Origin of the sequence: Pseudomonas sp. Wu6, from assembly GCF_019891515.1 — a bacterium.
GTDB lineage: Bacteria > Pseudomonadota > Gammaproteobacteria > Pseudomonadales > Pseudomonadaceae > Aquipseudomonas > Aquipseudomonas orientalis_A.
Genome location: NZ_JAFLXH010000010.1, coordinates 122,977 through 147,858 on the forward strand (window position 1 = coordinate 122,977; position 24,882 = coordinate 147,858).

General features: G+C 63.3%; 15 protein-coding genes. 9 read left to right on the plus strand and 6 right to left on the minus strand.

The annotated features are described in order from the left end of the window. Nucleotides 1-25: 25 nt before the first annotated feature. Nucleotides 26-301, minus strand: coding sequence for a DUF6124 family protein (locus tag J1G34_RS09680; protein ID WP_065892525.1), 276 nt, complete (start codon nt 299-301; stop codon nt 26-28). Nucleotides 302-996: 695 nt separating this feature from the next. On the opposite strand from J1G34_RS09680, the gene J1G34_RS09685 reads away from it, so the two are divergent. Continuing rightward, the gene (locus tag J1G34_RS09685) at nt 997-1,251 is read left to right on the plus strand and encodes a hypothetical protein (RefSeq protein ID WP_065892414.1); all 255 of its coding nucleotides are present in this window, start codon (nt 997-999) and stop codon (nt 1,249-1,251) included. A gap of 7 nt (nt 1,252-1,258) precedes the next feature. Here J1G34_RS09685 and J1G34_RS09690 read toward each other — a convergent pair whose 3' ends face one another. Beyond that, nucleotides 1,259-2,683, minus strand: coding sequence for an efflux transporter outer membrane subunit (locus J1G34_RS09690; protein WP_128876360.1), 1,425 nt, complete (start codon nt 2,681-2,683; stop codon nt 1,259-1,261). Next, nucleotides 2,683-3,477 (minus strand): helix-turn-helix transcriptional regulator, encoded by a 795-nt coding sequence (locus tag J1G34_RS09695; protein ID WP_128876361.1) that lies wholly within the window; start codon nt 3,475-3,477, stop codon nt 2,683-2,685. Before J1G34_RS09695 ends, J1G34_RS09690 begins: the two co-directional genes overlap by 1 nt. Before the next feature lie 490 nt (nt 3,478-3,967). On the opposite strand from J1G34_RS09695, the gene J1G34_RS09700 reads away from it, so the two are divergent. Then, nucleotides 3,968-10,240 (plus strand): non-ribosomal peptide synthetase, encoded by a 6,273-nt coding sequence (locus tag J1G34_RS09700; RefSeq protein WP_222993895.1) that lies wholly within the window; start codon nt 3,968-3,970, stop codon nt 10,238-10,240. Between the two features lie 324 nt (nt 10,241-10,564). On the opposite strand, the gene J1G34_RS09705 is transcribed toward J1G34_RS09700, so the two are convergent. From J1G34_RS09705 to pmrG, 3 genes are all read right to left on the minus strand, one after another. Next, nucleotides 10,565-12,082, minus strand: a complete 1,518-nt coding sequence (locus J1G34_RS09705) for an ArnT family glycosyltransferase (protein WP_222993897.1) — start codon at nt 12,080-12,082, stop codon at nt 10,565-10,567. Between the two features lie 21 nt (nt 12,083-12,103). Continuing rightward, nucleotides 12,104-13,759 carry a lipid IV(A) 4-amino-4-deoxy-L-arabinosyltransferase gene (gene arnT, locus J1G34_RS09710; protein WP_065935991.1) on the minus strand — a complete coding sequence of 552 codons (1,656 nt, stop codon included), beginning with the start codon at nt 13,757-13,759 and terminating at the stop codon, nt 12,104-12,106. Between the two features lie 188 nt (nt 13,760-13,947). Then, a complete protein-coding gene (pmrG, locus tag J1G34_RS09715; protein WP_065935992.1) occupies nt 13,948-14,625 on the minus strand; it encodes a lipopolysaccharide core heptose(II)-phosphate phosphatase PmrG in 678 nt (225 codons plus the stop codon). A 280-nt stretch (nt 14,626-14,905) separates the two neighbouring features. Between pmrG and J1G34_RS09720 the strand changes: the two genes are divergently transcribed. From J1G34_RS09720 to J1G34_RS09750, 7 genes are all read left to right on the plus strand, one after another. Beyond that, nucleotides 14,906-15,574 carry an ABC transporter ATP-binding protein gene (locus J1G34_RS09720; protein WP_057721635.1) on the plus strand — a complete coding sequence of 223 codons (669 nt, stop codon included), beginning with the start codon at nt 14,906-14,908 and terminating at the stop codon, nt 15,572-15,574. A 1-nt stretch (nt 15,575) separates the two neighbouring features. Then, the gene (locus tag J1G34_RS09725) at nt 15,576-18,038 is read left to right on the plus strand and encodes an ABC transporter permease (RefSeq protein WP_222993899.1); all 2,463 of its coding nucleotides are present in this window, start codon (nt 15,576-15,578) and stop codon (nt 18,036-18,038) included. After that, nucleotides 18,028-19,092, plus strand: a complete 1,065-nt coding sequence (locus tag J1G34_RS09730) for a lipocalin-like domain-containing protein (RefSeq protein ID WP_222993901.1) — start codon at nt 18,028-18,030, stop codon at nt 19,090-19,092. The genes J1G34_RS09725 and J1G34_RS09730 overlap by 11 nt, the downstream gene beginning before the upstream one ends. Nucleotides 19,093-19,237: 145 nt before the next feature. Beyond that, a complete protein-coding gene (locus tag J1G34_RS09735; protein WP_222993903.1) occupies nt 19,238-20,680 on the plus strand; it encodes a hypothetical protein in 1,443 nt (480 codons plus the stop codon). Nucleotides 20,681-21,406: 726 nt separating this feature from the next. After that, nucleotides 21,407-22,330 carry a substrate-binding domain-containing protein gene (locus tag J1G34_RS09740; protein ID WP_122682890.1) on the plus strand — a complete coding sequence of 308 codons (924 nt, stop codon included), beginning with the start codon at nt 21,407-21,409 and terminating at the stop codon, nt 22,328-22,330. A 62-nt stretch (nt 22,331-22,392) separates the two neighbouring features. Beyond that, nucleotides 22,393-23,901 carry a sugar ABC transporter ATP-binding protein gene (locus J1G34_RS09745; protein ID WP_065895854.1) on the plus strand — a complete coding sequence of 503 codons (1,509 nt, stop codon included), beginning with the start codon at nt 22,393-22,395 and terminating at the stop codon, nt 23,899-23,901. Further along, a complete protein-coding gene (locus J1G34_RS09750; protein ID WP_122463011.1) occupies nt 23,867-24,859 on the plus strand; it encodes an ABC transporter permease in 993 nt (330 codons plus the stop codon). The genes J1G34_RS09745 and J1G34_RS09750 overlap by 35 nt, the downstream gene beginning before the upstream one ends. Nucleotides 24,860-24,882 lie beyond the last annotated feature (23 nt).

Sequence of the window (24,882 nt, forward strand, 5' to 3'; positions counted from 1 at the left end):
AGCTCGGCAGCTCCCACGTTCCGGATCAGGCGACCGGGCATTCCCGATTCAGCGCATCGTCCACCAGCAGTTTCGCTATTTCGATCATCTGCACCACGGCCAATACATGATTGCGACTGGCGCCATCCACGTGTTCGGCGCAGTCATATGCGCAGACAGTCGCTGACTCCAGCATTTCGCTGGCATTGCTCAAGGCGGCTTCAGTGCTGAGGCCGGGCCGGATGGAGAAGATGACATCGGGGGGTAATTGCAGGTTGTCATCCGAGGGGGATGGCGGGGGGTTGGGCGTGACTTTTTTCATGGTGAGGCTCCTATGAATGAGCACCTCCATTTCGCTACCACACGAAGTAAGGAGGCGACTGTACACGGGGTGGTAGACCGGTCATAGAAACCCGGCAGGCCGAAGCCTCCCATGCACAGCCGCCACAAAGCAGCCCGCACAAAAAAACGCCCGCGAGCGTTTTGGGGTCTATGAAAGAACTGGGCTACCACACCCGTTCGCTGATTTTGCAGCGACCCGCGAAGGTTAGCGGCGGGGTTCATCGGACGCAACCCGAAAGTTGCGTAAGAGCGGTCCGACAAGCGTGATGCGTCTCCCGCTTGCTGAATACCCTTGGCGGCGGAGCACGCTGTTCAGTTAAGCGTACATCGCCCTCTGTAGGAGCGAGCTTGCTCGCGAAAAACGTCAACGATAACGCGTGTTTCCTGATTGAACGCGGCGCCTGTGGTTTTTCGCGAGCAAGAGCAAGGCGCCCCCCGCTCCTACAAAAAGCCTTAACTGAACGACATTACGGGCTTGCGGAGTTTTCCGATAGAAATCGGCTGAAGTAGAAGGATGTTGTTACCGCACGCCCACGTTGGCATCAGGAACCTTTCCCACCGGCTGGCCACGCATGAGTGCTTGTTGAACTCAATGCCCGACGGTGACGGTGGGCAAGTCATGCATCCTTGATCGCACTGCGATTTCGATCCTTTCGTTAAATGAGGCTATACACAATGGTCACGCTCAACACAGCTGACGGTGCAACTTCTCCACGGGCGGGTAAAACCCTTGATCCATTCGAGCGCTTTGGCCAGGTGCCGGCCCATCATGTTATTGGCCAGGTTTTAAAATCCAACCGCAGTGACCTGGAAATGGCCGAGCTGTTGAAATTGCTGTGCACGCTGGTGACAACGCTTAAAACCTGGATGAACAGCGACAACGCACCGCACACGCCCCCCGTGGCCGTGATACCCAAACTGCCGGTCTGAAGCGGCCCTAGCGTGCAGTTGCAAGGCTTGGGGGCTGATCCCACGCGCCGCCGAGCGCGGTGTACAGGTTCACCTGCGCCACCAGTTGCGCCAGGCGATCGACAATCAGCGCCTGCTGTGAATTGAACAACGCGCGCTGCGCATCGAGAAAGGTCAGGTTGCTGTCGACGCCGCTGCGGTAGCGGTGCTGGGCCAGGTCATAGTAGTGCTGGTTGGCGGCGACGAAATCCCGTTGCGCGTTCAGTTGGTCGTCGAAGGTCTGGCGCGCGGCGAGGCCGTCGGCGACTTCCTGGAAGGCGGTCTGGATGGACTTTTCGTACTGTGCCACCGTGATGTCCTTCTGCAGCTTGGCGTAATCAAGGCTGGCGCGCAGGCTGCCGGCGTTGAAGATCGGCAGATTGATTTGCGGCTGGAACGTCCAGGTGCCCGCGCCGCCCTTGAACAAACCGGAGAGCTGCGTGCTGGTGCTGCCGGCGTTGGCCGTCAGGGTGATCGACGGAAAGAACGCCGCCCTGGCCGCGCCGATATTGGCGTTGGCCGCCTGCAACTGGTATTCGGCCTGGAGGATATCCGGGCGCCGTTGCAGCAAGTCTGAAGGCAGCCCCGCAGGCACCTGGGCTACCAGGTCGTCGGCCAGGGCGCGTGCGGGCAGGTTGGCGTCCACCGGGCCGCCGACCAGCAGCGTGAGGTTGTTGAGGTCCTGGGCAACCTGGCGTTCGTAGCGGGCCACGCTGGCACGGGTACTTTCCACCGCCGTGCGCGCCTGCACCACGTCGAGCGCCGAGGCCTTGCCGGCGGCTTTGCTGCGGCGGGTCAGTTGCCAGCTGCGATCGTTGGCCGCCAGGGTCTGCTCGGCCAGGGCCAGCAACTCCTGGTCGGCACGCCAGGTCAGGTAGGCGTTGGCGACGTTGGCCACCAGGCTCAACTGTGCGCTGCGCCGCGCTTGTTCGGTGCCCAGGTAAGTCAGCATGGCCTGTTCGCTGAGGCTGCGGACGCGGCCGAACAGGTCGAGTTCATAGGCACTCAGGCCCAGGGTGGCGGAGTAGTTGGCGGTGATCGCCGACTGGCCGGTGCCGGTCACGCCCGCCGGCAATTTCTGACGCTTGCCGGCGGCCGTGGCCGACACCGCCGGGAACAGGTCGGCGCGCTGAATGCGGTACTGCGCCTGGAAGGCCTGCACATTCAGTGCGGCTACCCGCAGGTCGCGGTTGTTGGCCAATGCAGCGTCGATCAACGGCGCCAGCGCCGGGTCGTGGAACAGGTGGCGCCAGTCCACGGTGCCGGGCAGTGTGCCGGCCTGCGTCTGGCGGTACACCCCGTCCTGGGGGTAGTGGGTCGGCACGGGCGCGTCGGGGCGCTGATACTCGGGGATCAGCGAACACCCGCCGAGCATCCAGGCTGCGCCAACGGCGGCAAGGGTGAATTTTTGCATCAGGCGCCCACCATCCATTTGGCCAGGCCGTGTCGGCCACTCACGCCGAGCTTGGCGGCGGCGCGCTTGAGGTAGGTTTCAATCGAGCTGTTTTTCACACTGAGTTTTTCCGCGATCTGCGGCACGGTGCCGCCGGTCAACAGGCCCAGGCAAACTTCCTGCTCGCGGGCCGAGAGGGTGATGTCGCTCAGCGCCAGGCGCTTGTAGAACTCACGCTGCAATTGCGACTGCTCCAGCCCGATGGGCCCAGGCTCCGCCTCGGTGTGCGGCGCCTGGCGCAGGATCTGCACGTGGCGCTCCATCAACGGCAGCAAGGTTTCGGACAGGCACTTGAGAAACGACAGCTGCGCCAGGGAAAACCCGCGCTCGGCAGGCGGGCGGTAGAACGAAATCACACAGCGCCGATGGCCCTGGCGCGAGACCAGGTTGCACTGGTGCGAACTGCCGCGCGGGTGCGCGCTGTCGGCCTTGGCTTTCATCTGGATCAGCAGCGGGTCCTGCATGCGCAGCATCTGGCGCAGCAGCGGATGGTCGTCAAGCGAGTGCAGTGTCTGGGGCGCGGGCAGGTCTTCGTTCAGCCCGGCACTGCCCAGCAGCTTGATATCCAGCACCCTGTCGCGCAGTTCATCGAGGCTCCATTCGCTGAGGTCCACCAGATGAACCGGTATCCATTTGTCCACCAGATGCAGCATGTTCGCGGCGAAATTGGCATGGCCACTGCTGGAAATGAGCTTGCCCATTTCGGCGTAGAACTGTGGGTTCTGGGTGTCGGTAATACTAGGGGTCAGACTCATAGCCATCTCATCCTTGATGTCGAAAACCGTCAACGGAGGCCCTGGGTCTGTTCGGGGCGCTCCGTACTGCTTGAACGTAACTCGGCGTTCGAGATTTCATTTAGCCATAGCGATTTGTCCTACGTATGTAGCAGAAACGAGGGACACAAGCTGCCATAAAATCCGCGTCATTAATTCGACGTTTCCTGCAGATAATTCAGCAGACGAAAAGGAAGGGCGAATCTTTAAAGATACTTAACATGCTGATAAATAAAGAAAATACATAAATTTAAAAATACTTTTCAAATTAAACGTCGGACAGATATAGCCAATCTCCTACATGGCTTTCATCGTTTCAGCAATGAACCCTCAGACAAGCCCTTGTCGATCCGTTTGGATGTCCGGGTTTAGGGTGTCAGGCGCCTGTGCTTGACCATGCTCAAATCCGCTCAATTCGTGGTAATGGGCGACCCTGCGCGGCCAGTGCCTGACCCCCCATGAGAAGGATCTTATGACGCAACTTTCCAGCCCGCCGGCCAGCTTCCCCCTTACCGCCGCGCAACACGACATCTGGCTCGACCAACTGCGCGTGGGTCACTCGCCGCTTTACAACATCGGCGGCTACGTTGATCTGGCCGGCGCCGTCGCACCTGCGTTGATCCAGCGTGCGATCGAGTTGCTGGTGGCCCGGCACGACGCATTGCGCACCCAACTGCACAGCGGCGCCGATGGCTTGCCCCGGCAAACCTTCGCCGCCGAATGGACGGTGGAAGTACCGCAGTACGACTTCTGCGGCTTGCCCGACCCCGAGGCCGCCGCCCAGTCCTTGATCCAGGCGCAGATGGCCCGGCCCTACGCCATGAGCGGCGAACCGTTGTTTGGTTTTTTCCTGATCAAGCTCGACGACGATCATTACCGCCTTGGCACCCAGGCCCACCACCTGATCCTCGACGGCTGGGGCTTCGGCCAGATGCTGCAGTCCCTTGCCCAGCTGTACACCGCCGTGCAGCACGGCCGGCAACCGGAGGGGTTGGCGCCGTCGTATATCGACTACATCGACACTGACCAGCGCTACCGGCAATCGGCCCGCTACGCGCGCGATCGCGACTATTGGCTGGACAAATACCAGGTGCTGCCCGAGCCGCTGCTCACGCCAAGGCACACCGCCAAGGCCGCGAGCAACACGTGCGTGCAACCCTTCCCGGTGGCGCTGCTCAAGCGCATGGAACACGTGGCCAGCCGCTACCAGGCTTCGGCGTTCCATGTGTTGCTGGCGGCGCTTTACGTGTATTTCACCCGTACCGGCCAGCGCGATGAATGGGTGGTGGGCCTGCCGATGCTCAACCGCTCCAACGCGCGCTTTCGCGCCACGGTCGGCTTGTTCGCCCAGGTCAGCGCGGTGCGGTTGCAGTTCAGCGAAGCCTTGAGTTTCGCTGAACTGGTGCGCGGTGTGCGCGATCAGCTCAAGCAGGACATGCGCCACCAGCGCTTCCCCCTCAGTGAGATGAACCGCGAACTGGGCCTGCGGCGTACGGATCGCGGGCAATTGTTCGACCTGTCGGTGTCGTTCGAGCAGGACGACCATGACCTGCTCTACGGTCAGGTGCAGGCCCGTGCGGTCAAGGTGTCCAACCACCATGAGCCGCTGCCGCTGGCGATTCACTTGCGCAGCAACCGCTACCAGGACACGGCGTGCCTGCATTGCGTCTATAACGAGGCGTACTTTGAGCAGGGCGACATGCAGGCCTTGGCAGAGCGCCTCACCGGCTTGCTGGAGCAGGGCCTGGCAGACACGACGCTGACGGTGGGCGAGTTTGCGTTGCTCACGCCACAGGACCAGGCCCGGTTGCAGCAATGGAATGCCACCGCGCAACCCAACACCACGCCGCAGACCCTGCATGGGCGTGTCGAGGCTCAAGCCGAGCGCACGCCGCACGCGGTTGCGGCGGTGTACCAGGCACGGCAACTGACGTACGCGCAACTCAACCGGCAGGCCAATGCGCTGGCCCACCAACTGTTGGCCCACGGCGTGCAGCCGGATGACCGCGTCGCGGTGCTGGCGCGACGCGGCCTGGAGACCCTGGCCGGGTTGCTGGCGGTGCTCAAGGCCGGCGCCTGCTATGTGCCGATAGACCCGGCCCATCCCGCCGAGCGCTTGAATTATCTGCTGCACGACAGCGCGCCCGTGGCGGTGCTGACCCAGCGCGACCTGCTGCATCGCCTGCCGACGCTGGATGTGCCGGTGCTTGCGCTGGACGCCTCCAGCGACCCCGGCGCCGACGGCAACCCCCAGGTCGCAGTGACGCCGTCCCACCTTGCCTATGTGATTTACACCTCCGGCTCCACGGGCTTGCCCAAGGGCGTAATGGTCGAGCACCACAGCGTGTCCAACCTGGTGGACTGGCATTGCCAGGCCTTCGACCTGCACGCGGGCAGCCATACCGCCAGTGTCGCCGGGTTTGGTTTCGATGCGATGGCCTGGGAAGTCTGGCCGGCGCTGTGCGTCGGCGCGACCCTGCACCTGCCGCCCGCCCATGACGGTGCGGAAGATATCGATGCGCTGCTCCAGTGGTGGCGCGCCCAGCCATTGGACGTGTGTTTCCTGCCCACGCCGGTGGCCGAATACGCGTTCAGCCAGAACCTGGCGCACCCCACCTTGCGCACCTTGCTGATCGGCGGCGACCGCCTGCGCGGGTTCAACCGCGCGCAACGCTTCGACGTCATCAACAACTACGGCCCGACCGAAGCCACCGTGGTCGCCACCTCCGGGCGCGTTGACGCCGGCCAGCCGCTGCACATCGGCGCGCCCATTACCAATGCCCTTATCTATCTGCTGGATGCGCAACAACGGCCGGTGCCGGTTGGCGTCGTGGGGGAGCTGTATGTCGGTGGCCAAGGCGTGGCGCGCGGCTACCTGAACCGTCCTGAATTGACGGCCGAACGCTTTCTTGACGACCCCTTCAACGGCGGCCGTATGTACCGCAGCGGTGACCTGGCGCGCTGGCTGCCGGACGGCAGCCTGGAATACCTGGGGCGCAATGACGACCAGGTGAAGATCCGGGGTGTGCGTATCGAGCTGGGGGAAATCGAAGCGGCCCTGGCGACGCATCCGTCGATCAAGACCGCCGTGGTGGAATATCGCGAAGGGCAATTGCTGGCCTGGTTCATCGCGCATCACCCGGTGGACATCGAAACCCTTCGCGCCCATCTGCACGTCTCGCTGCCCGATTACATGCTGCCGGCGGCCTACGTTCATCTTGACGCGTTGCCCCTGACCGCCAATGGCAAGCTCGACCGCAAGGCGTTGCCGGCGCCGACCCAGGCGGCCTTTGTCACCCGCCGCTATGAGGCGCCCCGCGAGGGCGTCGAAACCACCCTGGCGCAGATCTGGGCCGAGTTGCTGCAGGTGCAACAGGTCGGCAGGCATGACCATTTCTTCGAACTGGGCGGGCACTCGCTGCTGGCGGTGCAGCTGGTGCAGCGCATGCGCGAGGCGGGCCTGCAGGCCGATGTGCAGGTGTTGTTCGGCCAGCCCACCCTGGCCGCGTTGGCGGCGGCCAGTGACGGCGGCGAAGTGGCGGTGCCGGCCAATCGCATCCCGGCCGGTTGCACGCAGATTACGGCGGACATGCTTGCCCTGGCCGACCTCGACCAGCCCAGCCTGGACCGCATCGTCGCCGGCATCCCCGGTGGCGCCGGCAATGTGCAGGAGATCTACCCGCTGGCGCCGTTGCAGGAAGGCTTGCTCTATCACCACATCACCGACGAGCGCGATCCCTACCAGCAGCATGCGATGTTCAGTTTTGCGCGCCGCGAGCAGTTGGACGCGTTTGCCCAGGCGCTGCAACAGGTGATCGACCGTCACGACATCCTGCGCACCAGCCTGGTGTGGGATGCCCTTGAACAGCCGATGCAGGTGGTGTGGCGGCACGCGCAGTTGCCGTTCGAACCGTTGCGTGACCCCGCCCGGCCGCTGGACCTGCGCCACGCGCCGCTGATGGCCCTGGATTACGCCGAAGAACCGCACCAGCAGCGCTGGGTGGCCAGGCTGCGCTTCCACCACTTGGTCAACGACGCCACCTCGACCACCGTGCTGGTGGACGAAATTCGTGCCCATCTGCTCGGTCAACAGGCGCAGTTGCCGATGCCGGTGCCGTACCGCAACGTGGTCGCGCAGACCCGTTCAGCACAGCGGCAAGCGGCCCACGAGGCGTTCTTTCGTGAGCGCCTGGCGGACGTGGATGAACCGACGCTGGCCTTCGGTTTGCAGGAGCGCCAGGCCGATCGCGCTGAAATCGAAGAGTGCGTGCAGGCGCTCGATGCATCACTCAACCAACGCCTGCGTGCCCAGGCTCGCGCGGTTGGGGTCAGTGCCGCCAGCCTGTTTCACCTCGCGTGGGCGCAGGTGCTCAGCCGCGTGGCCGGCCGCGAAGATGTGGTGTTCGGCACGGTGTTGCTCGGTCGCCTGCAAGCGGGCGAGGGCGCGGATCGTGCCCTGGGCATGTTTATCAACACCTTGCCGCTGCGCGTGCGCCTGGCCGGGCAAAGCGTGGCAGACGCATTGACCGACACCCATCAGCAACTGAGCGCCTTGCTCGTGCATGAGCAAGCCTCGTTGGCCCTGGCCCAGCGTTGCAGCCGCGCCGCGCCGCTGTTCAACAGCCTGCTCAATTATCGTCACACCAGCGCCGAGCCGGCGTTGAACCTGGTGCCGGGCATCGCCTTGCTCAGCAGCGAGGACATCCTCAGTTATCCGCTGATGCTCACGGTGGACGACATCGCCAGCGGCTTTCGGCTCAAGGCCAAGGCGCCGCGTACAGTGGGGGCCGAGCGTGTGCTGGGTTACCTCGCCACCGCGCTTGGCGCTCTGGTCGAGGCGTTGGAACAGGCGCCGGCGACTCCTGTGCGCGATGTGCAGGTACTGCCCTCCAGCGAGTTGCAACAGCTGCTGGTGGACTTCAACGCCACCGTCACCGCCTATCCCGAAACCCTCACCGTGCAAGCGCTGTTCGAGGCCCAGGCGCGGCAACTGCCGGATGCCGTTGCGGTGCAGGCAGGCACGCAGCAACTGACCTATCGCGAACTCAACCAACGCGCCAATCAGCTGGCCTTTCACCTGCGCGAGCAGGGTGTAAAGCCCGATTCGCGGGTGGCGCTGTGCGTCGAACGCGGGCTGGACCTGGTGGTGGGGTTGCTGGGGATTCTCAAGGCCGGTGGCGCTTATGTGCCGTTGGACCCAGGCTATCCCCGCGAACGCCTGGCCTACATGCTGCAAGACAGCCAACCGGTGGCGCTGCTGCTCCAGGCCGCCACCCGTGATTGTGTGCAGGATGTGGCGGTGCCGGTGATCGATTTCGACCACTGCACCTGGCACCAGGCGCCGGCCGACAACCCGGTGGTGCCGGGTTTGACGGTCGACCACCTGGCGTACGTGATGTACACCTCCGGCTCCACCGGCACCCCCAAGGGCGTGATGATCGAGCATCGCGGCCTGGGCAACCTCATGCACTGGGGCTCCCGGCTGTGCCCGCCGACCGCGGGCGGTGCGTTGCTGCAACGCGCGCCGTTCAGCTTCGACGGCTCGGTGTGGGAGCTGTTCTGGCCGCTGACCCAGGGCATGCGCCTGGTGCTGGCGCGACCCGACGGGCATCGCGAGCCGGCGTACCTGGCGCAGGTAATCCGCGAGCAGCGCATCAGCGTGATCAAGTTCGTGCCGGCGATGTTGCAGCAGTTTCTCGAATTGGAAGCGTCAGCCCTGTGCACCAGCCTGACCGACGTATTGTGCGGCGGTGGCGAGCTGACCGAGGCCCTGGCGCGCGGGGTGCAGGCGCGCTTGCCTGGCGTGCGCTTGCATAACGTGTATGGGCCCACCGAAGCCACGGTGGACAGCAGTGCGTGGACCCTGGAACCGGGCGCGCCGGTGCCCGCGCTGCAACTGCCGATTGGCCGGGCGATCGACAACACCCGCCTGTATGTACTGGATGACCACGACAGACCGGTGCCGATGGGCATCAGCGGCCAACTGCACATCGGCGGCGTCGGGGTCGCCCGTGGGTATCTGGGCCTGGCCGAGATGACTGCCGAACGCTTCATCGACAGCCCCTTCGTCGCCGGCGACCGGTTGTATCGCACCGGCGACCTGGTGCGCTACCTGCCGGACGGCAACCTGGAATTCCTCGGGCGCAATGACTTCCAGGTCAAACTGCGCGGCGTGCGCCTGGAGCTGGGCGAGATCGAAGCGCGCCTGGCCGCTCATCCCGCCTTGCGCGAAGTGGCGGTGCTGATTCGCGACGAGCGCCTGGTGGCCTACTTCACCCTGCGCGAGCAGGCCCCCGGGCTGGACGCGTTGCGCGCCCATGTGCTGGAACAGCTGCCTGAATACATGGTGCCGGCTGCCTTCGTGCAACTCGAGAGCCTGCCCCTCAACCCCGCCGGCAAACTCGACCGCAAGGCCTTGCCGGAGCCGGGGCTGGAAGCGGTGATCAGCCGCGCCTATGAAGCGCCTCAGGGCGATGTGGAAAACCTGATGGCCACCATCTGGGCGCAGGTGCTGAAACTGGAACGGGTAGGGCGGCACGACCACTTCTTTGAACTGGGCGGGCATTCGTTGCTGGCAGTCAATCTGGTGGCCCGCCTGCGCAAGGCCGGGCTGGAGGTGGATGCACGGACGCTGTTCAGCCAGCCGACACTGGCGCAACTGGCGGCGCGCACGCTGCCGCAAGCGCCGCCGGTGGAAGTGGCGCAAACCGCCATCCCCCAACTCAACCGCCGCCGCCGAATCTAGGCGCACTGTGGGAGGGGCTTGCCCCCGATGACGGAGTGTCAGCAGTGGATGTATCAGCTGACCCACCGCCATCGGGGGCAAGCCCCCTCCCACATTTAACGGTGTTGCCTGCCCCGCCATCGAACGCCGTCAGCCTTGCATCTCAACCACCGCCGCCGAATCCAGGCACTGAAAGCGCCGTCTGTAGGAGCGAGCTTGCTCGCGAAAAACTCACAGGCACCGCGCTCATTCAGAAAGCACGCGTTATCGTTGACGTTTTTCGCGAGCAAGCTCGCTCCTACAAAAAGCCTTGAGTGACTGGCATTGGGGCTTGCCCCCTCCCACTCAATGCCCGTCGGGAATAAACGCCACGCTCCCCCCCGACCGCCTCTTGAATAACCGCTCGCCATTGTCCGGCTGCGTCGTGACCACTTGATGATCAGCCGCCAAAAATGCCAACGGCTGGGGGTCTTCTCTGGAGTACTGCGCAACGATAATCGTGTGTTGCGGATCGAACCCCTGGCCGCTGGTTTTTTCCAGCCAGGCCATGAACGCGGCGCTGTCGCCCTGGCGCGGGAAGTCTTGGTTTTCGCTGACGTAGTAGAACGGCTTGCCGCCGTTTTGCAGGTACATCGGCAGCTTGTTGTCCACTTCCACCAGCACCAGTTGCCATTGGTTCCAGGGTGCGCTTTTCACGGCCTGGGCTTTTACATCCTCGGCAAAGCGAGTGACGCCGCCGTTGCCGGTGCTCCAGGGGTAGATCACACCCAGCACCAACAGCAGCAGGCCTGCGGCGATACCGAAGCCTTTTTGCCAGCGCGGCCACCGGGCCGGTTGCTGGTGCAGGCGTTCGCTCAGCCACCAGGCGCCGAGCAGTTGGGCAAATGGCACCAGGGGCAGTACGTAGTAGCTGCGTCGGCTGCCGCTGGCGGTGAAGAAGACGAACAACAGGCCCAGGCCCCACACCAGCCAGCGCACGTTGGGCGGTGTATGGCGCCAGTGACGGATGGCGAGCCATGCGCCGAACACCCAGCACGGTGCCCACGGCAGGGTGTAGGCCGGCAGGTAGATCAGGTAGGTGTAGATCGGGCCCATATGGTCGAAGGGGTCGAAGAAACGCACCACGTTTTCGCGAAACACCAGTTGCAGGCCGCTCTCGCCGTAGGTGGGGGCGCCGTAGAGATGGGACAGTACGAAAGGAATCGCATAGAACGCGCCGGCGATCAGCAGCGCCAGTACCAGCCTCGGGTTGAGATGGCGTTTGTAGCGCTGCTGGCTGAGCAGATGCGGCAGCAGCACCAGCCCCGGCAGCACGAACCCGATCAAGCCTTTGAACAGCGATGTTGCCGCCAGCAACAGGAAGAACACGGTATAGCGCCCCAGCCGGGTGTCGTCCGGCCCGCGCCAATACCACCAGACTGCCGCCAGCACGCCGCACACGGTCAGCACATCGGCGGTGGCCACCCGGGCCCAGAACAGGAAGTAGAAGGTGGTGGCAAGCATCCAGCCGGCGATCAGTCCGGTGCCTTTGCGAAACAGCTGTTCGCCGATCAGGTACACCAGCCAGATGCTCAGCCAGGCCGCGATCACCGATGACAGGCGCAGTGACCAAGGGCCGAGACCGCCCATGATGTTGGCCAGACCGGTGATCAGCCAGTAGGAGGGCAGGGGTTTGTCGTAATAGGGCGCGCCCTTCAGGTACGGATCGAAGTAATCACCGCTTTGCAGCATCTGCAGGGCGATGTTCGCCCAGCGCGTTTCCGGCCCCCACAGGTCGCGACTGCCCAGGCCCAGCAGCAGGAGCAAGGCCGAGACGCCGAGCAATAAAATGAGGGCGCCGCGTTCGGTTTTGCACAAGCGCATGGGCTTTTCCTGTGAGGGTGATCAAGGTTGTTGAGGGTAAATCGTCAGTACCAGGTTGCCCTTGCGGTAGCGCTTGCCACCGCTCGGCAGTTGGCCTTCTTCAAGGTGTTCGCTGGTGTTCTTGACGCGCATCAGCACGCCGACCGAACCCTGCGTTCGAGCATCTTTCAACCAGGACTGAACGCTGTCCAGGGTGACCTTGCGCTGTTGCGTATCCGGGTAATCCAGGCCGTAGCGCAGTTCCCCCGCAGTGTTGTAGAACGCCACCTGCGGCCGGCGCAGGCGCCAGGCCAGGGCCGCCGCCGAACCCAGTTCATTGCTCAGCAGAGCACGGGTGTGTTGCAGTTCATCCAGATGCTCAAGCACGAACGGGTCGGGCATTTCATTATCCGCAATGATCTGCGGCATGCTCGCCGGCAGCAGCGCCACCAGCAGGCCGATACCCAGGGCCGGCATCGCCCATAACGTCAACGGGCGCATCGCTTGCAGCAGGTTGGCCAGGATCCAGCCGAGCAGCACGATAAAGGCCAGGGACAGGTTGAACATTTCGGCGTGGCTGTTGCTGTAGATCGGGTTGGCGATCTGCAGGTAAATCAGCGCCACCATGGCCGTCATGCCGAGGATGAAATTGAGCGTGCCGTTGATGAAGATCGCACGGGTTTTGCGCTGGTTGAGCAGGTCGATCAGGGCATGGCCCATCAGCAACGCCAGGGGTAACAGGCACGGCATGATGTAGGTGGGCAGCTTGCCGCTGCTCAGGCTGAAGAAGCCCAGGGGCAGCAACAGCCACAGGGCCAGAAAGGCTATGGCCGGCTCGCGCCTGTGTTTCCAGGCGTTGAGCAGGGTGGCGGGCAGCAGACCGGACCAGGGCAGACACGCCACCACCATGATCGGCAGGAAAAACCACCCTGGCCGCACATGCTGTGCAGTGTCCGAGGCGAAACGGCGGATGTGTTCATGCCAGAAGAAGAAACGCCAGTAATCCGGTTCGCGCCCATGGATCGCCAGCGCCCACGGCAGGCAGACCAGCACCGCGACGAGGATCGCCAACGGGCCGTAGCGCAGCAACTCGCCGACGCGGCGCTGCCAGATCATATAAGGCAGGGCGATCAGCACCGGCAACAGCCACGCCAGAAAGCCCTTGGTCATGAAGCCCACGCCGCAGGCCAGTCCCAGTACGGCCCAGGCCCCCAGGCGCGCGCGCGGCGTGGTGCCGTCGAGCGCAAACCAGAGGGCGACCAGGCTCAGGTTGACCCAGAACGTGAATTGCGGATCGAGGTTGGAATACCCGGCTTGCCCGGCCACCAGGCCAAAACTCATGTAGAGCAACGCGCAGGCAAAACTTTTGCGCGGGTCGTTCCACAGGCGTCGGGCCATCAGGTAGGCCAGCAGCACGCTCAACGCCGAGGTCAGGACAGAGGCGATACGTACGCCGAACAGGTTCTCGCCAAACACGGCCTGGCCCAGGGCGATCAGCCAATAGCCCGCAGCCGGTTTCTCGAAATAACGCACCCCCATGAAGTGCGGTGCTACCCAGTTGCCGCTTATGAGCATTTCCTGGCTGACCTGGGCGTAGCGGGTTTCATCCGGGGTCCACAAACCGTGCAAACCCAACGGCAGCACCAGGAAAATCACCAGGCCAAGCACCAGCACCGGCAAGGGCTTCAATCGGGTCATGAACACCTCGCTGCTTGATGTTCAGGGGCAGGCGCGAAGTTTGAATAATCAACGGCGTCGAACATTAAGATAATCACTGATTCATCAGAAAAGTTAGGGCGTCCTGAACTAACAGGCGCGCTTAAAATGCCAGACGCGGGCTGTCGTTTTGCTGAACGCACTACTCGGCAATATGTAAAAAAGTGTATTTAAAGTTGTTTCAGCGCGGCCGCCCATTCCTGACTTTTCATAGTGCCCAAGGCTTTGAGTTTGCCGTCGGGCAATACCTGCACGAACACGGCGCTGCCGTACTCGGCAGCCCGTGCATGGGGATAGCCGAGGGCCTCCTGCAAGTCACTCATGCAGGCGCTGTGGGTGATCAGCATCAGGTTGCGCCCCGCCTGTTTATGGCTGAGGGCTTCTTCGCCCATGGCGTCACCGCAGATGGCGAGGGGGCCGGGGGACAACTCGGTCTTGCCGAACATGAACAACGACGTTTGCGCGGTGCGCGTGGTGGGGCTGCTGAGCACGTCGGTGCGCTCCATGCCCAGTGTTTGAAAGGCGCTGCCCAGGGCGGCCGCGCGTTGCGTGCCATTGATCGTCAGGCCGTCGGCGGGTCCGTAGCAGGGATTGTCCGAGCGATCACAACGCTCTTCATGCCGCACCAGCACGATCAGGTCGCCGTTGCGCCATCCGGCCAGCACCCCGGAAGTGACCAGGCGGTTGCCTGTGCCCAGATCCTGCGGTGACCTTGGCCAGAATAAAAAAGCGCTCAGCAGCAGGGCGAATACGATGACGCCCGCCACCGGCACGCGGAATTTTCTCAGGCGCTGTAACCTCGCCCTTCGGGGTTTGGTCAGGGTAATGTCTGCCACGCTGTTCACCATAGGTACACGTAATTGTTTTGTTGTTAAAAGACCGGCGCAACTCATACGGCAGATGTTCCTGGTGGAGCAAAAGCCTGTCACAAGGCTGCTGTCTTTCAGCTGAACATATGGGTATTAAGAAGCAACGCGTGGGGCAACTTTAAAGTTGTCTGTTAGTGCTGCGAGGGTGGGGAATTTAAAGTGTTCGGAGTGGGCAGGCGGTGAAATCAATGTGAAAAAATTGCGTGGGAACGTCCATCAGCCGTTATTCTCGTTTGCAGTCCTTAACCCGAGCGTTCGTATGTTGCAGGTAGAAGGTGTTGTTAAAAATTACGCCACCCCCCAAGGCCCGCTGACAGTTCTTGCGGGTGTCGACCTGCACCTGGGGGCGCGCAGCAGCCTGGCGCTGATGGGCGAGTCGGGCAGCGGCAAAAGCACGTTGCTGCACCTGGTGGCCGGGCTGGATCGGGTGGATGGCGGCAGCATTCTGATCGGCGACCAGCGCCTGGATCGCCTCAACGAAGGGCAACTGGCCCAGTGGCGGCGCACCGAAATCGGCCTGGTGTTCCAGCAGTTCAACCTGATCGGCAGTTTGCGTGTGGAGGACAACCTGGCGTTCCAGGCGCGCCTGGCCGGGCGGTTCGATGCGCAGTGGCAGGCGCAGTTGGTGGAGCGCCTGGGCCTGGGCGATTTGCTCAAGCGTTACCCGGAACAGCTCTCCGGCGGCCAGCAACAGCGGGTGGCGGTGGGGCGTGCACTGGCGTCGCGCCCCGGCTTGTTGTTGGCCGATGAACCCACCGGCAATCTTGACGAAACCACCAGCGATGAGGTGCTGCAACTGTTGCTCGACCTGTTGCGCGACAGCCCTACCAGCCTGTTGATGGTCACGCACAGCCCGCGCCTGGCCGCACGCCTGGATCAGCAGGTGGTGTTGCATCACGGCCGCGTCGTGCCGATGGAGCCGCGCTGAGATGGCAGTGTTCTATTGGGCGCTGCGTGCGCTGTTGAGCCATTGGCGGCGCCACCCGGTGCAGTTTTTCAGCGTGCTGACCGGCCTGTGGCTGGCCACCGCGTTATTGACCGGGGTGCAGGCCCTCAACAGCCAGGCGCGGGACGGCTACGCGCGGGCCAGCCAATTGATCGGCGGCGAACCGCAAGCCAGCCTGAGTGCGCCGGACGGTGCCGGATTCGCGCAAGCCGTGTTCGCCGAACTGCGCCGTGCCGGGTGGCCGGTGTCACCGGTGGTGCAGGGGCGGGTGGTGCTCAAGGGACATGAAGAGCAGCGTCTGCAATTGATGGGCATCGAGCCGGTGTCGTTGCCCGGCAGCGGCAGCGTGGCGGGGCAACGCTTGAGCCAGGCGCAGATACTGGCGTTTTTCGACGCGCCGGGGCGCACCTGGATTGCCGCGCAAACCTTGCAGGCGCTCGGCCTGCAGGAAGGCGAGCAACCGCTGACGGCCAACGGGCAACGCCTGCCGCCGCTGCAAGTGCAGCCGGACATGGCCCCCGGCATGCTGCTCACCGATATCGGTTTTGCCCAACCGTTGCTCGACATGCAGGGCCGGCTGTCGCGCCTGCTGCTGGACAACACCTTCGCCGCCCGTCATCCCACGCCACCTGCCGGGTTGCAACTCAAGCAGGGCGACGACAACAACCTTTCGCGCCTCACCGAAAGCTTTCACCTGAACCTCGACGCCCTGGGCTTTTTGTCCTTTGTGGTGGGGCTGTTTATCGTGCATGCGGCCATCGGCCTGGCCCTGGAGCAGCGCCGGGGCCTGCTGCGCACCTTGCGTGCCTGCGGGGTCAGCGCACGCCTGCTGATCCTGAGCCTGGGCGTGGAGCTGGGATTTCTGGCGCTGCTCGGCGGCGTGCTCGGCGTTGCCAGCGGTTACCTGCTCGCCAGCCTGTTGCTGCCGGATGTAGCGGCCAGCTTGCGCGGCCTCTACGGCGCCGAAGTCGCCGGCCAACTGAGCTTGAGCCCCTGGTGGTGGCTGGCAGGCCTGGGCTTGAGCCTGCTGGGGGCGTTGCTCGCCGGGGCCAGCAGCCTGTGGCGCGCGGCACGCCTGCCGCTGCTGGCGCTGGCCAACGCCCAGGCCTGGCACGAAGCCCACGGGCGTTGGCTGCGACGCCAGGGCTGGGTGGCGGGCGTGGCGCTGGTCGTTGCGCTGCTGGCGCTGGTCTGGGGCAACAGCCTGACCGCCGGGTTCGTGCTGATGGCGGCCTTGCTGCTGGGCGCCGCACTCGGCCTGCCGGTGCTGCTCAATGGGGTGTTGAAGGGCGTGCTGGGACGCAGCCGTTCGGTGCTGGGCCAATGGTTTCTCGCCGACTGCCGTCAGCAATTGCCGGCCCTGAGCCTGGCCCTGATGGCATTGTTGCTGGCCCTGGCGGCGAATATCGGTGCGGGCTCCATGACGTCGGGGTTTCGCAGCACGTTCAATAACTGGCTGGAGCAGCGTCTCACCGCCGAGCTGTACCTCAACCCGCAAAATCCGGCCCAGGCGCAGCACTTGCAAACCTGGCTGGCGCAACAACCACGGGTGCGCGCGGTGCTGCCCGGCTGGCAAGTCGCGGTGCAGTTGCAAGGCTGGCCGGCGGAGGTGTTCGGCGTGGTCGACGACCCCACCTATCGCCAGCACTGGCCGCTGCTGGAGGCGGCAAGCGCGCCCTGGGACCGCTTGCTGCAGGACGACAGCGTGATGCTCAGCGAGCAATTGGCGCGACGCTTGAACGTGCGCCTGGGCGACAGCGTTCAAGTCCCCACGCCCCAGGGCCCATGGGCACCGACAATCGTCGGCATCTACGCCGACTACGGCAACCCCAAGGGTCATCTATTGGTCAACGCCAAGCACTTGCTGGCGCATTGGCCGACGCTGTCACCGGTGCGTTTCAACCTGCGCGTGGCACCCCAGGATGTGCCGCCGCTGGTGCGGGATGTGCAGCGTGAGTTCGACCTGGAAGACAGCCGCATCATCGATCAACAGCAACTGAAGGGGTGGTCCAGCCAGGTCTTCGAGCGCACCTTCGCCGCCACCGCCGCGTTGAACAGCCTGACCCTTGGCGTGGCGGGTGTGGCGCTGTTCATCAGCCTGTTGACCCAGAGCCAGAGTCGCCTCGGCCAACTGGCGCCGTTGTGGGCACTGGGGGTCACGCGCCGCCAACTGATGCTGCTCAACCTGGGCCAGACCTGGCTGCTGGCGGTGCTTACCCTGGTGCTGGCGTTGCCCCTGGGGCTGCTGCTGGCGTGGTGCCTGGATGCAGTGATCAACGTGCAAGCCTTTGGCTGGCGCCTGCCATTGCAGGTGTTCCCCGGGCAGCTGGCGCAGTTGATGGGCCTGGCGATGCTTGCCACGCTGCTGGCGTCGGCCTGGCCATTGTGGCAGCTGTACCGCAGCCGCCCGGCGGATTTGTTGAGGACGTTTGCCCATGAAGATTAAAGCGTTGGGGCTGGCGCTGTTGCTGCTGCTGAGCGCATGCGATAAAGCCCCCGCACCCCAGGAAAGCTTTGCCGGCCTTGGCAGCGATGCCGCCGACTTCGTCCAGGTGGTGCCCGGCAAAGTGTTCGCGTTCCCCGAGGACCACGGCCCACATCCAGGCTTTCGCATCGAATGGTGGTACGTCACCGCCAACCTCAAGGACGCCCAGGGCAATGCCTTCGGCGTGCAGTGGACGTTGTTTCGCAATGCCGTGAAGTCCGGGCCAGCGCAATCGGGCTGGCGCGACTCCACGATCTGGCTCGGCCATGCCGCCGTCACCTCCGCCAGCCGCCACTACGCCGCCGAGCGCTTTGCCCGGGGCGGCGTCGGCCAGGCCGGGGCGCAGGCGCTGCCGTTCAACGCCTGGCTCGATGACTGGAACTTCGCCACCCGCCCTGGCGCCGCCAACCCCCTGGCCGATATGCAACTCAAGGCCAGTGGCGCGCAGTTCGCCTACGACCTGCAACTGACCTCCAGTCGCCCGCTGGTGCTGCAGGGCGACCACGGCTACAGCCGCAAATCCGACCAGGGCCAGGCGTCCTACTACTACAGCCAGCCGTTCTTCAGCGCCAACGGCAGCGTCACGCTCGACGGCCAGACCTACCAGGTCAGCGGCAACGCCTGGCTCGACCGCGAATGGAGCAGCCAGCCCCTGGCCGCCAACCAGACCGGCTGGGACTGGTTCTCCCTGCACCTGGACCGAGGCGAACAACTGATGCTGTTTCGCGTGCGGCAAAAGGACGGCGGCGGCTACCTCACCGGCACCTGGATCGACGCCCAGGGACACACCGAGACGCTGCACAACGCGGATATCCAACTGGCGCCGCTGACCACCACCGAGATTGACGGGCGCAGCATTCCCACGCGCTGGTCGCTGAAAATCCCCGGCAAGCACCTGGACATCACTCCCGAGGCCGTCAATTCGAAGGCGTGGATGAACCTGGGCATTCCCTATTGGGAAGGGCCGGTGAAGTTCGACGGTGGGGTGGGGTATCTGGAGATGACGGGGTACTAGCTGATTGATTGGCCCCCCTCGGAACGGTCAACCCACTCTCAAAAACTACTGTACATAAAACCAGTATTGTCCTAGAGTCCATCCCAGGTGACCGGATGTCGCCGATCACCTGAGCTTCTATTTTTTAACTATGGATGGATAAAAAATGAAATCGAAAAAAGCCCTTATGCTGGGCGCGGCCATGATGGCCTCCTGCTTCGTCTCGGCCTGCGCCCTCGCTGATCAAGCGCCTTCGAAACTCAGTGCCGAAGCGGTCAAGCAGGCCGTGAACACGGCGCTCAAGTCCGGCGGCAAGCTGGACGCGTCGAAGGTGTCGCCTGAGCTCAAGCAAAAACTCTCAGTGGCCAAGTCCGGCCAGTCTAAAACGGTGACCAAAGCCCTCAAGTCCGCGCCGTTCGACAGCGTGGTCGGTGAGCTGAAGAAACCGGCGCAAAGCCAACTGAAAAGCGCGGCGGTTGCAGCGTTTGATCCGCTGTTCCCCACCCTGGATATCAACACGCTTTACACCGTCGATGGCGTGCAGGCCGGTAACGAGTTTGCCTACCACTTCAATCTGGCGCAGAACGCGCGGGTGCTGGTGCAACTGGTCAATCAGAGTGCAGGCGCGGATATGTCGCTGACCCTGTTCCAGGATGACGGCCAGGGCAATCTGAGTGTGGTGGGTTCTTCGGACGCCGCAGGCAATGCCGATGAATACCTCAACGGTGTACTGTCGGCAGGTGACTACTACTGGTACATGGTGGCCAAGGTCGCCGATAACGCGCAGTTCAGTTTCGGCGTGGCGGTGGACAGCAACATCGACGCGTTCGAGCCCAACGACAGCGCGCAAACCGCGTTCGTATTGCCCGACTCGATGAACAAGGTCAGCGGCAACCTCGACAATGCCGGCGATGTCGATTACTTCGACTTCAAGGCGGTACGTGGGCAAAGCGTGAGCATGTACCTGGCGGGCGACGAGGACGGCAGCCGTAACCAGTGGATCTTCGACCGCTTCGATGGCGCCAATTGGATTACCGTGCCGGCCGGCTCCACCTCGACCTATCCGAGCGTAACGCCGGGCACCACCGTGAAGGTGCGTGTGCGGGCCAATCCGGCGGTGGCGCAGGACCCGAGCAAGTATTACCAGTTGAGCCTGGGCTCCACGCCGCGCCTGAACACCAGCAGTGTCAAGGGTGACAACATCGTACGGGTGCCGGTGAGCGAGATGCCGCTGGCCACCCAGACCGCACGGCTGCTGAATTGGTCGACCCAGTGGTCGGACTCCACCGGCGCGCCGCTGCTGGGCGTCACCCCGGTGTTGCGCGTGGATAACCACTTCGTCGACTTTAACTACCGCTGGGTCGACTACAAGGCGACCACCAACAGCGCGGGTGTGTCCCAGGCCACGGCCAATATCGGTACCTGCTTCGGTGATTACACCACGGTGATCAACGACAGCAGCACCGGCGTACCGTACACCTGGAGAACCACCTACAACCAGGGTGGCTGGCGCATCGAGCTGGCCGAATTCCCCGGCGTGGGCGTCGGCGGTAACAACGCGCAATACGTCAGCCTGGGGCATATCTGCACTCAGGACATCATCCATTGATTCAGTGATGTGAAACAGAAGGGGCAGCCTCCAGGGGCTGCCCCTTTTTTGCGCCGTGTGCCGCACATTTTTGCAGGCTGTAACAATTCGAATGTGGGAGGGGCGGTGCAACGATTCGACTTGCCCCCGATGGCGGCCTCTGGGCCGACCGGGATGTTGGATTGGACCGAGTACATATCCGTTTCTGCGGTAACGGCTGCTAATGGTTCCGCTTTTACAGCGGCTCACTTTTGAAAAGCGCAAAAGTAAGCAAAACGCTCTTGCCCCACCACTCGGCACCTCGCCTAGGCTCGGTGTGCCCGAACGCAGGCTTGAATCCGTGGGCCGCCGCCACGCGCCATCCATGGCGCGGGGCGGCTAACCCGGCGTCCTGCCGGGTTACCCACGGATTCAAGCCTGCGTTCGGCCAGCGTGGTTTAACGGGGCGCCTGAGATCAAGATCAAAAGCAGAGCAAGATCAAGAGCGACTCGCTTCGCATCGTGGGTACGGTTGGGCGCTGCTGAGTTGCGTAGATGCCTATGCCCCGATGAGGCAGTGTCAGTAAATGCATTGCTAACTGATATATCGCCATCGGGGGCAAGTCGAATCGTCGCACCGCCCCTCCCACATTTGGATCGAGTCTGACCAATGGCCCCTTGCGCGGACCTAATTTCCTTGTTAGCTTCTGGCAAAATGTTAACGATAACATTTGCTCTAAAAATAAAAACAAAACAGAGACCCACGCCATGAAAATGCTCCCGAAAACCCTGTGTTTATTGGCTGCCAGCATCACTCTGGGCAGCGTTTCCCCTGTGTTTGCCGAAGCCGCCAAGCCGATCCGCATCGGCGCCTCCTTCCAGGAGATCAACAACCCCTATTTCGTCACCATGAAGAACGCCCTGGAAGAAGCCGGCGCGAGCATCGGGGCGACACTGATCATTACCGACGCCCGGCATGACGTGTCCAAGCAGGTCAGTGACGTCGAAGACATGCTGCAAAAAGGCATCGATATCCTGCTGATCAACCCGACCGACTCGGTCGGTGTGCAATCGGCGGTCAAGTCCGCCCATGCTGCCGGTGTGGTCGTAGTGGCGGTGGACGCCCAGGCGGAGGGCCCGCTGGATTCTTTCGTCGGCTCGAAAAACTTCGATGCCGGTTTCCAGGCCTGTGAGTACCTGGCCAAGCACATCGGCGACAAAGGCAATATCGCCATCCTCGACGGCATCGCCGTGGTGCCGATCCTTGAGCGTGTGCGCGGTTGCAAGGAGGCGGTGGCCAAGCACCCGGACATCAAGATTGTCAGCATCCAGAACGGCAAGCAGGAACGTGACCAGGCGCTGACCGTCACCGAAAACATGTTGCAGGCCCAGCCCACCCTCAAGGGCATTTTCAGCGTAAACGACAACGGCTCCCTCGGCGCGCTGTCGGCCATCGAAGCCAGCGGCATGGATGTGAAGCTGGTGAGCGTCGACGGTGCGCCGGAAGCGATCAAGGCGATCCAGAAACCCGGCAGCAAGTTCATCGCTACCTCGGCCCAATACCCCCGTGACCAGATCCGCCTGGCCCTGGGTATTGCCCTGGCCAGGAAGTGGGGCTCGCAAGTGCCCGCCACGATCCCGGTGGACATCACCCTGATCGACCAGGCCAAGGCCGGAAACTTCAGCTGGTAAACCCCTGCGCCCCACGTCGGCCGTGGGGCGCAGGTCTTCCTTCTGAGTGCGAGGCCTTCGGTATGAGCAGTCTTCTGAAGCTGGAAAATATCTGTAAGCGTTACCCGGGGGTGCAGGCCCTCCAGTCCATCAACCTGCAAGTGGAGCGCGGCGAAATCCACGCGTTGCTCGGGGAGAACGGCGCGGGCAAATCCACCCTGATGAAGATCCTCGGCGGCGTCGAGCATCAGGACGAAGGGCAGATCCTGATCGACGGCCAGCCCCGGCAATTTGCGACCTACCGTGATGCGATTGCCGCCGGCATCGGCATTGTGTTCCAGGAATTCAGCCTGATTCCCTACCTCACGGCGGTGGAAAATATCTTCCTCGGCCATGAGCTGAGCAACCGCTTCGGCCTGTTGCGTAAACGCGAAATGCTCGAGGCCTGCGAGGCGTTGTTCAAGCGCCTGGGCGTGTCGATCAACCTGGAATGCGCCGTCAGGCACCTGAGCGTGGCCGAGCAGCAGTTCGTCGAGATCGCCAAGGCCCTGGCCCTGGATGCGCGTTTGCTGGTGCTCGATGAACCCACCGCAACGCTGACGCCCAGCGAGGCCGAACTGCTGTTCGAGATCATGCGCGAACTCAAGCGCCAGGGCGTGGCAGTGATTTTCATCTCGCACCATCTGGAGGAGATTTTCCAGGTGTGCGACCGCATCAGTGTGTTGCGCGATGGCGGCAATGCAGGCGTCACCGCCGTGGCCGACAGCGATATCGACCGTCTGGTCGAGATGATGGTCGGCCGCCGCCTGGAATGCAGTTTCCCGCCCAAGCCCAGCACCGCACGCGGGCCTTTGCTGCTGGAGGTCAAGGACATCCAACTGGTGCGCAACGGCCCGCATAACCGCTTTGATTTGCACAGCGGTGAAATCCTCGGCTTTGCCGGCCTGGTCGGTTCCGGTCGCACCGAACTGGCCCTGGGCATGATGGGCGCGCTGCCCTCGGTGAGCAAAGACGTGTGGCTGCGCGGCGAAAAGGTCAGCCTCGACGACCCGGCCCAGGCGCTGGCCCATGGCATCGGCCTGCTCCCGGAGAGCCGCAAGAGCGAAGGGCTGATCACCGACTTCAGCATTCGCGAAAATATCTCGTTGAACAACCTGCCCAAATACCAGAACGCCGCGGGCCTGATCGACAAGGCCAGGGAATGCGCCAGCGTCGAAGCGCTGATGCGCCAACTGTCGATCAAGGCGCCCAGCGCGGAAAGCCGCGTGTTCAACCTCAGCGGCGGCAACCAGCAAAAGGTGGTGATTGCCCGCTGGATTAACCACCACTGCGACGTGCTGGTGTTCGACGAACCCACCCGGGGCATCGATGTCGGCGCCAAGGCGCAGATCTACGCGCTGATGCGCAGCCTCACCGAACAGGGCTACGCGATCATCATGATTTCCTCCGAACTGCCGGAAGTCATCGGCATGTGCGACCGCGTCGCGGTGTTCCACAAGGGCGCGATCGTCAAGGTGTTGGAAGCGTCCGCCGTCAATCCTCAAGAGGTCATGCGCCATGCAACAGGGGGCTCAAGTGAATACGTCCATTAATACGGCAGGCACCGGCCGGTTGCGCCTGAACCTGGCGCGGTTGCTGCGCTCGCCGGCGTTTTATCCCTTTGTCGGGCTGGTGGTGGTGACCCTGGTGATGATTCTCGCCAGCGACACCTTCCTCACCGCCGGCAACCTGTCGAACATTGCGCGCCAGGTGTCGATCAACGCGATCATCGCGGTGGGCATGACCTGCGTGATTCTTACCGGCGGCATCGATCTGTCGGTGGGGCCGGTGATGGCGCTGTCCGGCACGCTCACGGCCGGCTTGATGGTCGCGGGGCTGCCGCCGGGCCTGGCAATCGGTGCGGGGATGCTGGTGGGTGTGGCGTTCGGCATCGGCAACGGCCTGTTCGTGGCCTACCTGCATATGCCGCCGATCATCGTGACCCTGGCGACCATGGGCATCGCCCGGGGCCTGGGGCTGATGTACACCGACGGCTATCCGATTTCCGGGTTGCCGGAGTGGTTCGCGGTGTTCGGCCGCGCCAGCGTATTGGGCATTCAGGTGCCGATTCTGATCATGCTGCTCACTTACCTGGCGGCCTATGTGCTGCTGCAGCACACGCGCATCGGTCGCTACATCTACGCCATCGGCGGCAATGAGGAGGCGGTGCGCTTGTCCGGGGTACGGGCGGCGCGCTTCAAATTGCTGGTGTACGGCATCAGTGGCCTCACCGCAGCGATTGCCGGGCTGGTGCTGACCTCACGCCTGATGAGCGGCCAGCCGAATGCCGGTGTGTCGTTCGAACTGGATGCGATTGCCGCCGTGGTACTGGGCGGTGCGTCGATTGCCGGCGGGCGCGGCGTGATCATCGGCACCTTGCTCGGCGCCATGTTGCTCGGCGTCTTGAACAACGGCTTGAACATGCTCGGCGTATCGCCTTACGTGCAGAGCGTGATCAAGGGCGCAATCATTTTGCTGGCGATCTTTATCAGCCGTCAGCGCCATCGCTAACCCTCTATCCACACAGGAACGAA

Excerpts from the sequence above, each read along its gene's own strand:
- J1G34_RS09680 (WP_065892525.1), bottom strand. The coding sequence starts at position 301 with ATGAAAAAAGTCACGCCCAACCCCCCGCCATCCCCCTCGGATGACAAC.
- J1G34_RS09685 (WP_065892414.1), top strand. The coding sequence starts at position 997 with ATGGTCACGCTCAACACAGCTGACGGTGCAACTTCTCCACGGGCGGGT.
- J1G34_RS09690 (WP_128876360.1), bottom strand. The coding sequence starts at position 2,683 with ATGCAAAAATTCACCCTTGCCGCCGTTGGCGCAGCCTGGATGCTCGGC.
- J1G34_RS09695 (WP_128876361.1), bottom strand. The coding sequence starts at position 3,477 with ATGAGTCTGACCCCTAGTATTACCGACACCCAGAACCCACAGTTCTAC.
- J1G34_RS09700 (WP_222993895.1), top strand. The coding sequence starts at position 3,968 with ATGACGCAACTTTCCAGCCCGCCGGCCAGCTTCCCCCTTACCGCCGCG.
- J1G34_RS09705 (WP_222993897.1), bottom strand. The coding sequence starts at position 12,082 with ATGCGCTTGTGCAAAACCGAACGCGGCGCCCTCATTTTATTGCTCGGC.
- arnT (WP_065935991.1), bottom strand. The coding sequence starts at position 13,759 with ATGACCCGATTGAAGCCCTTGCCGGTGCTGGTGCTTGGCCTGGTGATT.
- pmrG (WP_065935992.1), bottom strand. The coding sequence starts at position 14,625 with ATGGTGAACAGCGTGGCAGACATTACCCTGACCAAACCCCGAAGGGCG.
- J1G34_RS09720 (WP_057721635.1), top strand. The coding sequence starts at position 14,906 with ATGTTGCAGGTAGAAGGTGTTGTTAAAAATTACGCCACCCCCCAAGGC.
- J1G34_RS09725 (WP_222993899.1), top strand. The coding sequence starts at position 15,576 with ATGGCAGTGTTCTATTGGGCGCTGCGTGCGCTGTTGAGCCATTGGCGG.
- J1G34_RS09730 (WP_222993901.1), top strand. The coding sequence starts at position 18,028 with ATGAAGATTAAAGCGTTGGGGCTGGCGCTGTTGCTGCTGCTGAGCGCA.
- J1G34_RS09735 (WP_222993903.1), top strand. The coding sequence starts at position 19,238 with ATGAAATCGAAAAAAGCCCTTATGCTGGGCGCGGCCATGATGGCCTCC.
- J1G34_RS09740 (WP_122682890.1), top strand. The coding sequence starts at position 21,407 with ATGAAAATGCTCCCGAAAACCCTGTGTTTATTGGCTGCCAGCATCACT.
- J1G34_RS09745 (WP_065895854.1), top strand. The coding sequence starts at position 22,393 with ATGAGCAGTCTTCTGAAGCTGGAAAATATCTGTAAGCGTTACCCGGGG.
- J1G34_RS09750 (WP_122463011.1), top strand. The coding sequence starts at position 23,867 with ATGCAACAGGGGGCTCAAGTGAATACGTCCATTAATACGGCAGGCACC.